Annotated in this window: 9 protein-coding genes; 3 read left to right on the top strand and 6 right to left on the bottom strand. The window is 73.6% G+C overall.

Features of this window, described 5'->3' with window-relative positions:
* Positions 1-7: 7 nt before the first annotated feature.
* Entirely contained in the window at positions 8-1,843 is a 1,836-nt protein-coding gene (locus AC0I8G_RS18930; protein ID WP_471731325.1) for a VanW family protein, read from the bottom strand.
* Positions 1,844-1,964: 121 nt separating this feature from the next.
* On the opposite strand from AC0I8G_RS18930, the gene AC0I8G_RS18925 reads away from it, so the two are divergent.
* Genes AC0I8G_RS18925 through AC0I8G_RS18915 form a run of 3 tightly spaced genes read left to right on the top strand, consistent with a single transcriptional unit; the run spans position 1,965 to position 5,487 of the window.
* The gene (locus AC0I8G_RS18925) at positions 1,965-2,585 is read left to right on the top strand and encodes a TetR/AcrR family transcriptional regulator (protein ID WP_471731324.1); all 621 of its coding nucleotides are present in this window, start codon (positions 1,965-1,967) and stop codon (positions 2,583-2,585) included.
* On the top strand, positions 2,582-3,304 hold the full coding sequence (locus AC0I8G_RS18920; protein WP_380257897.1) for an ABC transporter ATP-binding protein: 723 nt from the start codon (positions 2,582-2,584) through the stop codon (positions 3,302-3,304). The genes AC0I8G_RS18925 and AC0I8G_RS18920 overlap by 4 nt, the downstream gene beginning before the upstream one ends.
* Entirely contained in the window at positions 3,301-5,487 is a 2,187-nt protein-coding gene (locus tag AC0I8G_RS18915; protein ID WP_471731323.1) for a YhgE/Pip family protein, read from the top strand. Before AC0I8G_RS18920 ends, AC0I8G_RS18915 begins: the two co-directional genes overlap by 4 nt.
* Positions 5,488-5,619: 132 nt before the next feature.
* On the opposite strand, the gene AC0I8G_RS18910 is transcribed toward AC0I8G_RS18915, so the two are convergent.
* The 5 genes from AC0I8G_RS18910 to AC0I8G_RS18890 all read right to left on the bottom strand — a co-directional run bounded on the left by AC0I8G_RS18910 (position 5,620) and on the right by AC0I8G_RS18890 (position 12,119).
* A complete protein-coding gene (locus AC0I8G_RS18910; RefSeq protein WP_471731322.1) occupies positions 5,620-6,354 on the bottom strand; it encodes a hypothetical protein in 735 nt (244 codons plus the stop codon).
* Positions 6,355-6,509: 155 nt separating this feature from the next.
* On the bottom strand, positions 6,510-7,007 hold the full coding sequence (locus tag AC0I8G_RS18905; protein ID WP_471731321.1) for a CAP domain-containing protein: 498 nt from the start codon (positions 7,005-7,007) through the stop codon (positions 6,510-6,512).
* A gap of 96 nt (positions 7,008-7,103) precedes the next feature.
* Complete coding sequence (locus tag AC0I8G_RS18900; RefSeq protein ID WP_471731320.1) at positions 7,104-9,764, bottom strand: diguanylate cyclase domain-containing protein; 2,661 nt, start codon at positions 9,762-9,764, stop codon at positions 7,104-7,106.
* A 146-nt stretch (positions 9,765-9,910) separates the two neighbouring features.
* The gene (locus AC0I8G_RS18895; RefSeq protein ID WP_471731319.1) at positions 9,911-10,924 is read right to left on the bottom strand and encodes a sugar phosphate isomerase/epimerase family protein; all 1,014 of its coding nucleotides are present in this window, start codon (positions 10,922-10,924) and stop codon (positions 9,911-9,913) included.
* A gap of 10 nt (positions 10,925-10,934) precedes the next feature.
* Positions 10,935-12,119, bottom strand: coding sequence for a Gfo/Idh/MocA family protein (locus AC0I8G_RS18890; RefSeq protein ID WP_471731318.1), 1,185 nt, complete (start codon positions 12,117-12,119; stop codon positions 10,935-10,937).
* Positions 12,120-12,143 lie beyond the last annotated feature (24 nt).

Below are 12,143 nucleotides of genomic sequence, written 5' to 3'. Positions count from 1 at the left end.
GTGCGGGTCACGGCATCGGCCGGGCCTGCGCGCTGCGGCTGGCGGGGTCGGGGCCGCAGACGATGCGGTTCTCGGCGTTGTAGACGGTCGTCCACGTCTCGCGCCGGGGCGCGCCGCCGCCGACGGGGGTCATGACCCGGGTGACGTCGACGGTGAACCCGGTGTTGGTGGCCGAGTTCGGCGAGCACCCCTTCGAGGTGTCGTAGATCGTGCGGGCGGGTTTCACGTTGCGGCGCGCGGACTTCTCGGCCGTGACGGCCATGAACTTCGTGCCGTACATCGACACCACGACCTGGTTCCCGACGATCCCGGCCTGGAGGTAGACCCCGTGGCCGGAGTCGTTGCGGAACCGGTTGTCGATGCTGCGCCAGTCGATCGTCGCCTCGCGCCCCTCGGGGTAGCGCGAGATGTAGAACGAGTGCGGTTTGTGCTCGATCTCGTCGAGGCCGGCGAAGAACACGGCGTTGAACAACGTGGTCGACAACTGCGAGACCCCGCCGCCGTAGTCGTCGACGAGGCGCCCGCCGGAGATCACGGGTGCGCGGTGGAAACCCCGTTCCGGGGTGCGCTCGCCGACGGTGTCGTTGAGCGAGAACTCCTGTCCCGGCTGCAGGATCGTGCCGTCGACGTGGCGGGCGGCGATCCGGATGTTGTCGGTGCGGTCGGCGTTCGCGGTGAGGTTCGTGGCGAAGGTCGAGATCTGCTCGGTGACGCCGAGCGCCTGCAGCGCCTCGGTCGTGACGGCGGGCGGGCTCTCGGCGAGTTCCACCTCGGCGCGACGGGTGGGGGTGGCACCGGTGAGGGCCCCGGTGACCGCCGCCGCGAGGTCCGCCTCGGTGGCGGCCCGGCCGGCGACGGCGGGGACGACCCGCGGTGCCGACCCGACGATCTCGATGCGGGCGTCCTGGGGCGCGGTCTCGAACCCGGGGTCGGCGACGAGCAGCGCGGCCTGCAACCCGGCGCCGTCGGCGACGAGCGTCGCCTTCCCGTCGACGGGACGCACCGCGAGCGCGGGGGCGAACCCCGCGGGCGCGACGGTCGCCTCCCGGCCACCCCCGGCGACGACGAGGTCCCCGGCGATCGCGGGGCGGGCGACGTCGTCGGCGGCGGCGTCCAGCGCGTCGGCGTCGAGGGCCGGACGGGCCGCGGTCGCCTCGAGCTCCACGGGGGTCGCGTCGAGCCAGGCCCCGGCGACGCGGCCGGCGGCCGCCGTGACGTCGAGCGCGCGACCTTCCTGCGGGGCGACGACGGCGGGTTCGACGGTGCCGTCGGGACGGACGTCGAAGGTGATCGCGCCTTCGACGGGGGCGACGGCGACGGAGTCGGCGAGGGGCTGCAGCGCGGCCTTCAGCGCGTCGGTGTCGACGTCGACGTCGGGGTCGACCTCCGCGTCGGCGCCACTGACGCCGACGACGTGCTTCCACAGCGTGCCCGGGTTCCAGCCCGCGGCCGTGACCGACGTCGCGGTCCCGGCGGCGTCGATCGAGAGCCCCGACCGCGCCGGGTCGATCTCGCCGGTGGTGGACGCGCCGGCGCCGCTGACCTGCAGCGGCACGGACCGGACCTGCTGCGCCTTCGCGCTCACGGCCCGCTCGACCTCGCCGCGGTCCATCCCCCCGACGTCGACGCCGAGGACGGTCGTGCCGCGGGGGGCCTGACCGCCGACGGCGAGCGCCGTGGCGCCGTAGCCGCCCGCGAGGACGACGACCCCGGCGATCACCCAGGTCCGTGGTCGTCGCGCCCAGTGCCGGTGGGCGCTGGTGGTCCCCCCGCGCCCCGTCTCCTGCTGCGCCGGCTGGTCGGTGTTCGGCAACCTCGTCCCCCGCTCGAGTCCCCCGTGCACGGATCACGCTGCGCGTCCGCGCGCCCACCCTAAGAGTTCCCACAGACTGCGCCCGCCGCTCCCTGTGTGATGCGAAACGCATCGGATGCAAAATGCATCGAAAGAGGCGTACGCTCGGGACGTGACCGCCACCACCGAACCGACGCGCACCACCAAGCGCCGCGCCGAGACCCGCTCACGGCTCCTGGCCGCGGCCCTCGAGGTGCTCGGCGAGCAGGGCCTCGCCCGCTCCAGCGTCGAGAGCGTCTGCGAACGCGCCGGGTTCACCCGTGGCGCCTTCTACTCCAACTTCGCGACGATGGACGACGTCGTCGCCGCCCTCTACGAGGCGCAGGCCGAGCAGGTCATCGACCACGTCGAGGCCCGCCTCGTCGACGCCCCCCTCGGCGGGACCTTCGAGGAGATCGTCGCCCACGTCCTGCACGTCCTGCCCGTCGACCGGCAGTGGCACGCGGTCCGCACCGAGTTCACCGCCCAGGCCTTGCGCAACCCCGAGGCCGCGCGCGTCGTCACCGCCCACCGGAGCGCGCTGCGCCAGCGCCTGGCCCCCCTCCTCGAGGCCGCGCTCACCCGCGCCGGGCGACGCCTGACCGTCCCGGCCGAGGAACTCGTGCGCGCCGTCGTCACCACCCAGGAAGGACTGGTCACGCCCGCCCTGCTCGGGGACGTGCCCCGCCAACCGGGTCTCGAGACCCGCGTCATCGCCGGCGTCCTCACCGCCCTCACGGAGGTGACCCGGTGAACGCGGTCGAGGCGAGCGGTCTGGAACTGCGGGCCGGCGGGCGGAGCGTGTTCTCCGGGATCGACCTCGAGGCCCCCGTCGGGTCGATGGTCGTCGTGCGCGGCCGCGCCGGCGCCGGCAAGACGTCGTTGTTGCTCACCCTCGCGGGTCGCATGCGCGCCACCTCCGGCGGCCTGCGGGTGCTGGGCGAGGAACTCCCGGGCCGGGCCGGCGCCGTCCGCCGCCGGGTCGCCCTGGCCGAGGTGCGCGGGGTCAACGACCTCGACGACGCCCTCACCGTGGAACAGCACGTCGCCGAACGCCTCGTGCTGCACCAGCCCTGGTACCGGCCATGGGTCTCCAAGGAGCAGGTCGCCGAGCAGATCGCCCGGGTCGAGCGGGCGGTCGCGGTGACCGCCGAGACCGGGGCCGACGTCCCCGCGTTGCGCCCGCGGGAGTTCGTCAGCGACATCGACCCGCTGGAACGGATGGCCCTCGGCGTCGTGCTGGCCCTCATCGGCCGCCCCGACGTCATCGTCGTCGACGACGTGGACTCGTTGCGGCGCAGCGAGGACCGACGTCGGGCCTGGGAGTCGCTGTCCGCCCTGCGGCACACCTCCGCGATCCCCCTGACCGTGCTCGCCAGTTGTTCCGACACCTCCGACATCCGCTGGCACGCCGGCGACGACCGCATCCTGATCGACCTGCAGGACTCCCCCGCCACCGAAGGTGCCTCGTGAATCTCCCCCGGTTCTCCCTCCCCGGCCTGGAACTCGCGAGGTTCCGACGTGCCACCATCACCCGCCTCGCCCTGCTGGCCGTGGTCCTCGTCCCGCTCGTCTACGGCGGTCTCTACCTCGCGTCGAACTCCGACCCGTTGTCGCGGCTGACGAACCTGCACGCGGCCGTCGTGAACTCCGACTCCCCCACGACGATCACCGGCCTGGACGGGAAGGAGCAGACGATCCAGGCGGGTTCCGACCTCGTCGACGAACTCACCGGCCCGGACGCGGCCGCGGGCTTCAGCTGGCAGGAGACGTCCGAGGCGGACGCCGCGAAAGGTCTCGCCGACGGTGACTACGCCGCCGTCCTGCGCATCCCCTCGGGGTTCTCGAAGGCGCTGGCCTCGACCGGCGGCGACGCCCCCGAACGCGCCCGGCTGAGCGTCACGACCGACGACGCCGAGAACTACATCCTCGGTCAGGTCACGAACACCATCGCCACGACGATCCGCACGAACGTCGCCGCCGGGACGACGACGAACTACCTCCAGAACGTCTACGTCGCCTTCGCCGACATCCACGACTCCCTCGGCCGGGCCGCCGACGGCGCCGGCCGCCTCGCCGACGGCGCGCAGCAGGCCGACGACGGCGCGAACACCCTCGTCGTGGGCCTCGGCGACCTCGGCACCGGCGCGACGCGGCTCGTCGACGGGACGGGGAAGCTGCGGGGCGGGGCCATCGCCCTCGCCGGCGGCACCGCCCAGGTCGCCACGGGTGCGACCTCCGCCGCCGACGGGGCCGCCTCCCTGGCCACCGGACTCGACCGGCTGCGCACCGCCACCACGGGCCTGCCCGCCCAGACGGCGCAGCTCGCGAGCGGGGCGGGCGCCGTCGCCGACGGCGCGGGCCGGATCTCGCAGGGCGCCGACGCGCTGGCCACCGCCGCGGACCAGCTCACCCCCGCCCTCGCCGGCACCACCCAGCTCGTCCCGCTCGTCGACCAGCTCCTGACCCAGGCCCGCACCCTCGCCGCCGCGAACCCGGACGACCCGACGCTCGCCGCCGCGGTCACCTCGCTCGAGCGGACCCGTCAGGCCCTCACCGACGGCTCGCTCGACCAGGTCGCGCAGACCCTCCAGACCCGCGTCGACGGTCTCGCCATCGGCGCGAAGGACCTGTCCACCGGCGCGACCGCGGTCGCCGGCGGCGCGCAGCGGCTCGCCGCCGCGGCACCCGCCCTGCAGCAGGGCATCGCGCAGGCCGCCGACGGGGCCGACGCCCTCGCCACCGGCACGAAGACCCTCGCGACGGGCTCGCGGTCGGCCGCCGCCGGGGCCGCCGCCCTCGCCACCGGCGCCGGTCAGGTCGACGACGGCGCGAGCGCGCTCGTCAACGGCACCTCGCAGGCCCGGACCGGCGCGCAGCAGCTCGCCGACGGGACGCAGCAGCTCACCGACGGCGCGGGCACCCTGCGCACGCAACTGCAGGACGGCCAGGCCCAGGTGCCCGTCTACTCCGGTGACGCGGCGAACGCGCGCGCCGACGTCGTCGCCTCCCCCGTCACCGCCGAGCGCGTGAAGGAGCACGCCGTCGACCGCTACAGCGACGGCCTCGCCCCGCTGTTCGTGCCCGTCGCGCTGTGGGTCGGCGGGATGGTGACGTACATGGTGCTGCGGGCGGTGTCGCAGCGGGCGCTCGCCTCCACGGCCTCCTCCTACCGCGCGGCCGTCGCGGGCTGGGTGCCGGGCGCCCTGCTCGGCGTCGTCCAGGCCGTCGTGCTGACGCTCGTGCTGCTGCTCGGCGTGGGGATCGAGTCGCCGAACCCGGTCGCGACGACGGCGTTCGCGGCGTTGATCGCGGTGGTGTTCACGGCGGTCCACCAGTGCCTGAACGCCCTGCTCGGCGGCGTGGGGCGCCTCGTCGCGCTGGTGCTGCTCGTCCTGCAGCTCACCTCGGCCGGCGGGACCTACCCGGTCGGGACGTCACCGTCGTTCTTCGGGGCGATCCACCCGTTCCTGCCGATGAGCTACGCCGCCGACGGCCTGCGCCACCTCATCACCGGCGCCGCGGGCGGTCCCGTCTGGCTGGACGCCGGTGTGCTCGCCGCGTTCGGTGTCCTGGCCCTGGCCGTCACCGTCCTCGCCTGCCACCGTCGCCGGACCTGGTCGCTCGCCCAGCTCCACCCCTCCCTCTCCCTCTGACCCCCTCCCCCGCGGAAACAACACTTTCCGCCCTTCGACACCCCCGCACGGGGCGGAAACAACACTTTCCGCCCCTGGGACCCCGGGTCGGAGGGCGGAAAGTGTTGTTTCCGCGGGACCTGCGGCGGAGGGTCAGGAGGGCGGGGTGAGGTGCTTGGGCAGGCAGACGTTGCCCCGCACGTCGGCGGGGGTGGTGGAGAACATGCTGTCGCACCAGGTCCGGACGTCCCCGGCGTCGGCGAAGGGGCCGGCGGCGAGCGTCACCCAGTAGGGGTTGCCGCGGGCGTCGAGCAGCCCGTCGCCGAAGTCAGCGGTCTTGAGCACGAAGACGTCCCCGCCGGCCGGTCCGGAGGCGATCTCGCGGGACTGGGCGAGGATGTCGGCGGCGTAGAAGGTGCTGCTGCCGTTGGACGCGGTCTGAACGGGGTCGGTGGTCCCGACGCTCTTGGCCGAGAGCTGCGCGACCCACTGCCCGGTCGGCGGGTGGACGCGCAAGCCGTTCTCGCGCAGGGCCTCCAGCTCAGCCGTCGCCGCCGCGTCGACCGCCGCGGTCCCGCTGGACGGGGACCGCGACGGAGACGGCGAGAGGGTCGGGACGGGGGTGGTCGCCGGCGCGCCGGGGGTTCCCTGCGCCGAGACCCCGTCGTCGGCGGGGCGGGCGGAGGTCCGGACCGCGAGCAGGGCCACCAGCACCAGGAGCACCACGCCCAGGACCCCCGCGACGACCTGCAGGCCGCGGGGCGGTCGCGGAGGTGGCGGGGTCTGCACGACCCGCGGCGGGGCGGAGGCGCGCGTGGTGGTCCCGGCCCGGGGAGCGTCGTCCGGCCGGTCCGCGTGGAAGTCCTCCCACCACGGTGCTCCGGACACCCCGACCTCCCGACGCTGCGGGTGCGACCTCCGCACCCTCCTGGCGCCCGGAACCTCCGACGGCGCTCGCGCCGCCCCGGTTCCGCGTGCGGTCCCAGCATGCCCCGTGCAGGCCCGGAACAACGCGTCGGAGGGAAATCACGTGCAGTGACCGGTCAGAGGCTGGAGAAGACCTGGGTCCAGTACTGGCCGCCGACGCCCTGACGCTCGGAGATGCCGACGTAGACGAGGCTGCAGTCGAGGATGTTGGCGCGGTGACCCGGGCTCGCCATCCAGGCGTCGACCACCGAGGCCGCGTCGTAGCCGAGGGCGATGTTCTCGGCCGTGCGCTGGGGTCGCACCCCGACGGCCGCGAGCCGGCTCCGCGGCGAGCTGCCGTCGGGACCGGTGTGGCTGAAGTCGCCGGTCGCGGCCATCTGGTCGGCGTGCCCGTCGGCGACCCCGGTCTCCAGGGGCATGAGCAGCAGCGGCGCGCAGCCCGCGGTGGCGCGGGCGGCGTTGGTCTCGTCGAGGACCTGGAGGGCCTGGGGGTCGATCGGGGTGGGGGTGATCTCGTCCGCGGAGGCGGGTGCGGCCAGGGCCAGCGTGGCCGTGGCGAGGGCGAGCGCGGTGGTCGTGAGCGTGCGGAAGGGGCGCCGGGGGAGCGTCGTCATGCGCCGCACTCAACCAGCCTGTGACCGCTGCGGGGGGATCCTGTGAGATGTGCCACACTCGCCGTGCCCGCCTGGACACGTTGCGTCACAGACCCCTCAGGGGTGAGACGCAGCAGCCACGACCGCGGTTCCCCGCCCACCGTGCACCACCACCCGTCCCTTCCCGGAACGCTTGGCCGCGTACATCGCCTCGTCGGCGTCCCGGAGCAGCTGCTCGGCCGTGACACCACCTGCGCACCAGCGCACCCCGATGCTCGCCCCGACGACCGCGTCGAAGCCCCGGACCCGGATCGGATCGTGCAGCGACGCGAGGATCCGGGCCCCGATCGCGACCAGGTCGGACTCCCCCGACGTCCCCGGGCAGACGACGGCGAACTCGTCCCCGCCGAGGCGGGCGACGGTGTCGCCGGGACGGACGCAGGAGGACAGGAGCCGGGACACCTCGACCAGCAGGTCGTCCCCGGCCTGGTGACCGGCGGTGTCGTTCACGGCCTTGAACCCGTCGAGGTCGACGTAGAGCAGACCCACCGGACCGGTCCCGCGCACGGGCGGGGTCACCGCGTGCTCGAGCCGGTCGAGGAACAGGGCACGGTTGGGCAGCCCGGTCAGCGGATCGTGCAGGGCCCGGTGGCGCAGCTCGCGCTGGGCCGCCCGCCGCTCGGTGACGTCCTCCACGAGGCCGAGCAGCATGACGTCACGGCCGCGCGGCCGGACGAGGGTCACCGACACCTGGGCCTCGAGCCGACGCCCGTCGGGGGCGTCGAGCGCGACGTCGACGCGCTGCTCGAGCCGGGCACCGCTGAGGACGGCGGCGAACAGGTCGTCGAAGACCGGCCAGTCCGCCCCCAGGGTGTCGAACGCCGTTCCGAGCAGTTCCTCCTCGGTCCTCCCGGTGAACCGGCACAGCGCCCGGTTGACCCGCAGCATCCGGCCGGCCTCCCGGCCCGTCGCGGCGATCATCACGATGCCGACGGGTGCCGTCTCGAGCGCGACGCGGAGCAGCTCCTCGGAGTTCTCCAGGTCGGAGACGTCGGTGGCCATCCCGATCCAGCCGATGAGCCGCCCCTCGCCGTCCCGCATGACCGAGGTCGTCAGGCTGACCGGGAAGGTGGTGCCGTCCTTGCGGACGTAGGTGAACCGGCGCGTCACGGTCTCCTGAGGGACCCCGCGGGTGAAGAGGTCGTTCGGGCGCTCCAGCCCCTGCGCCTCGCACATGGCCTCGATCTCGGCCGGGTCGTGGACGACCAGCGCCGGGCCGCCGACCACCTCCTCGGCGCTCCAGCCGAGCATGCGCTCGGCCCCCTCGTTGAACAGCGTGATGACGCCCGCGGTGTCGACGGCGATGATCGAGTGGTCGGTCGCCGCCGCGAGCACGTTGGTCATGAGGTCGTGCGCCTGCGCGACCTGCGCGCTGGCGGTCCGGACCTCGGTGACGTCGTGGAAGGCGGCGACGACACCCCCGTTCCAGACCGCACCGCCGGAACCGGGCAGGGGGTGGGCGGACACGTTCAGCAGGACGCCGTCGGGGACCTGCGGGGAGAACAGCTGCAGGTCGAGACCGTCGACGGCGTCCCCCCGCAGAGCGCGCACGACGGGCAGGTCGCCGTCGGCCATCCGTTCCCCGTCGAGGTGGAAGAAGCCGTAGCTGGAGTCCCAGCGGCTGCGCTCGGCCGGGGTCCCGCCGCCCAGCAGGGTCTCGGCCGCCGGGTTGCGCAGCAACGAGTTCCCCGCGCTGTCGAAGACGCAGACGGCGTCCGAGATCGACCCGAAGACGGCGGCCAGCAGGTCGGCCTGCTCGGCGGCGTCGCGCAGCGCCCGCTCGGCCCGCTCGGCGTTGTCCACGCTCTCGTCGCGGTAGAGCGCGAGCACCAGGGTCAGGAACCCCAGAGTGCCGATGAACGCCTCCGCGCTCATCGCCTGCAGGTCCGGGGTGAGTTCCCGCCACGGTCCCCGGTCGGACCAGGCGGACACGACGACGGCCGCGGCCGCGAGGACGACGTGCACCATGGCCGCGGTGGTCGTGCGTCGCAGCGCCACCCAGACGGCGACCGGCAGGACGAGGAACGTCACGGCGAACCCGTTGACGACCCAGAAGACGGTTCCGTAGGACACCAGGAACGCGAGGAACAGCGCGTAGCGCTCTCCCCGCGAGGCGCTGCTGCCCGGCGCGTCCGGACGCCGTTCGGCGGTGCGCAGGAGCACCGCGAGGACGATGAACGTCGAGACGGTGGTGCGCAGCGCCCACTGCACGCTCGACTGCGCCACCGGCACGTGGTCCGCGACGACGAAGGCGAGGGCCGCGACGGGGGTGGACGCGAGCGCCCCGGCGAGCGAGGACAACGCCAGCGAGCGGACGTGGCCGGGACTCACCAGGCGGAAGCCCTCGGGCTGCAACCGGCGGTAGACGTGCGCCCCGAAGAGCGCCTGGGTCAGCGCGGCGGCGGCCAGCAGGGCGGACTCCGGCAGGGGCATGTGCGTCACGACCCGCAGGACGACGGTGATCGTCAGCAGCAGGACGGCGTCGAGGATCCGCTGCCGGCGCCCGGGCGAGCCGGCGACCCAGAGCAGCCCGACCGCCGAGGCGGGCCAGACGATCGCGAGGTGCGCGCCGTCGGCCTGGGCGCTGCGGCCGACGAGGATCGCGGCGGCGAAGACCAGGCCGAAGACCAGCCGCCGCCGGAGCACCCCCTGCAGCAGCGCGGGTTCCCCGGGTGCCTCCACGAGGCGCTCACCGGACGCGACGGGACGCGACGACACGCGGTGACACCCCCGGCGATCGGACCTGGACGGCACCCGGACCCGGATGCGCCACCCAGGGCATCGACCATGCCCCCGACCCCCTTGAGCCCCCTACCCGATCCGTGATCTTGCTGGGTCTCCCCGCAAGATCACGGATCGTGGGCTCAGCCCTTGGAGGAGAAGGCCGCGTCGAACGCGGCGGCCGGGGGCACGAAGAACGCACCGAGCTTGCGGACGAACGCGAGCGCGTCGGGGGCGCCGTTGAGGCGGTCGACCCCGGCGTCCTCCCACTCCACGCTCGTGGGACCCGTGTAGCCGATGTTGTTCAGCTCGCGGAAGATCAGCTCCCAGGGCACGTCACCGTGACCGACGGAGGTGAAGTCCCAGCCGCGACGGGAGTCCGCCCACGGCAGGTGCGAGCCGAGGCGACCGGAGCGGCCGTCGAGCTGCTTGCGGGAGTCCTTGCAGTGCACGTGGTAGATCCGGTCGGAGAAGTCCCGGATGAACCCGATCGGGTCGAGGTCCTGCCACACGAAGTGCGACGGGTCGAAGTTCAGCCCGAACGCCTCGCGGTGGCCGATGGCCTCCATCGCGCGCTTGGTCGTCCAGTAGTCGTAGGCGATCTCGGAGGGGTGCACCTCGTGGGCGAACTTCACCCCGAGCTCGTCGAAGACGTCCAGGATCGGGTTCCAGCGGTCGGCGAAGTCCTGGTAGCCGGCCTCGACCATGGAGTCGGGCGTAGGGGGGAACATCGCGACGGTGTGCCAGATCGAAGATCCAGTGAACCCGGTGACGGTCTTCACGCCCAGCTTCGCGGCCGTGCGGGCCGCATCCTTGACGTACTCCGCGGCGCGCTGACGCACGCCCTCGGGGTCGCCGTCGCCCCACACCTCGACGGAGACGATGTCCTGGTGCCGCTGGTCGATCAGGTCGCAGACGGCCTGGCCGGTCAGGTGCGCGGAGATCGTCCACACCTTGAGGTTGTACTTCGCCAGCACCGCCTTCTTCTCGGCGATGTAGTCGTCGTCCTTCGCCCCGCGGGTGGCGTCGAGGTGATCGCCCCAGGTCGCGATCTCGAGGCCGTCGTAGCCCCACTCCGAGGCGAGGCGGCAGACCTCCTCGAAGGGGAGGTCGGCCCACTGGCCGGTGAACAACGTCACCGGACGCGTCTCTGCCATGTTCTTCTCCTCAGATGGTCGTGTAGGTGGAGTCGTTCTCGGCGCTGCGCTGCACCGCGTCCAGCACCTGCTGGACCTGCAGCCCGTCGGCGAAGCTGGGGCTGGGGTCGCGCCCGTCGACGATCGCGCCGAGGAACTCCTGCAGCTCGTGCACGAACGGGTGGTCGTAGCCCAGGCCGTGCCCGGCCGGCCACCAGTTGGAGACGCCGGGGTGGGCGGGGTCGGTCGCCAGGATGCGGCGGAACCCGTTCTCCGCGTCGGGCAGGGTGCCGTCGAAGAAGTGCAGCTCGTTCATGGACTCGAAGTCGAACGCGATCGACCCCTTCGAGCCGTTCACCTCGATCCGCATGCCGTTCTTGCGGCCCAGCGCCATGCGGGTCGCCTCGAAGGTCATGAGCGCGCCGCCGTCACCCCGCCCGAAGAACACGGCCGCGTCGTCGACGGTGACCTCGCCGAACTCGGTGGAGGCCTCGGCCCCCAGGCCGGTGTTCGACCCGGTGCGGGCGGCCTCCAGCGGACGCTGCTTGACGAAGGTCTCGACGGTGCCGGAGACGCCGGTGAGGCGCTGGCCGGTGATGAACTGCGCCGCGTCGATGATGTGCGACCCGATGTCGCCCAGCGCCCCGGCACCCGAACGGTCCTTCTGCAGGCGCCAGGTGAGCGGGAAGCTCGGGTCGACGATCCAGTCCTGCAGGTACACCGCGCGGACCTGACGGACCTCGCCGAGACGGCCGGAGTCGACGAGCTGCTTGGCGAGGCCGATCGCGGGCACCTGGCGGTAGTTGAACGCCACCATGCTGCGGACGCCGTGCGCGGCGGCGGCCTGCGCGGCCTCCGTCATGGCCTGCGCCTCGGCGACCGTCTTGGCCAGCGGCTTCTCGCAGATGACGTGCTTGCCGGCCTGCAGCGCGGCGATGGCGATCTCGGCGTGGGAGTCACCGGGGGTCAGGATGTCGACGACCTGGACGTCGTCGCGCGCGATGACCTCGCGCCAGTCGGCGACGCCCTCGTCCCAGCCGAACTGCTCGGCGGCGGCCTGCGCGCGGCCGAGGTCACGCCCGGCCAGCGCGAGGCGCTTGGTGCGCCAGCGCGGGGTGCCGACGTGGTCGACGCTGCGCCAGGCGTGGGAGTGGACGGCGCCCATGAAGGAGTGGCCGATGACGGCGACCCCGAACTCCGGTCGATCGGTGGACATGCGAGGACTTCCTCCAGGACATCG

This window comes from Kineococcus sp. AC630 (assembly GCF_979255925.1).
Note: the sequence above shows the minus strand (reverse complement) of the source record. Positions and strands in the feature narration are given on the sequence as shown.

Excerpts from the sequence above, each read along its gene's own strand:
- AC0I8G_RS18895 (WP_471731319.1), bottom strand. The coding sequence starts at position 10,924 with ATGGCAGAGACGCGTCCGGTGACGTTGTTCACCGGCCAGTGGGCCGAC.
- AC0I8G_RS18890 (WP_471731318.1), bottom strand. The coding sequence starts at position 12,119 with ATGTCCACCGATCGACCGGAGTTCGGGGTCGCCGTCATCGGCCACTCC.
- AC0I8G_RS18905 (WP_471731321.1), bottom strand. The coding sequence starts at position 7,007 with ATGACGACGCTCCCCCGGCGCCCCTTCCGCACGCTCACGACCACCGCG.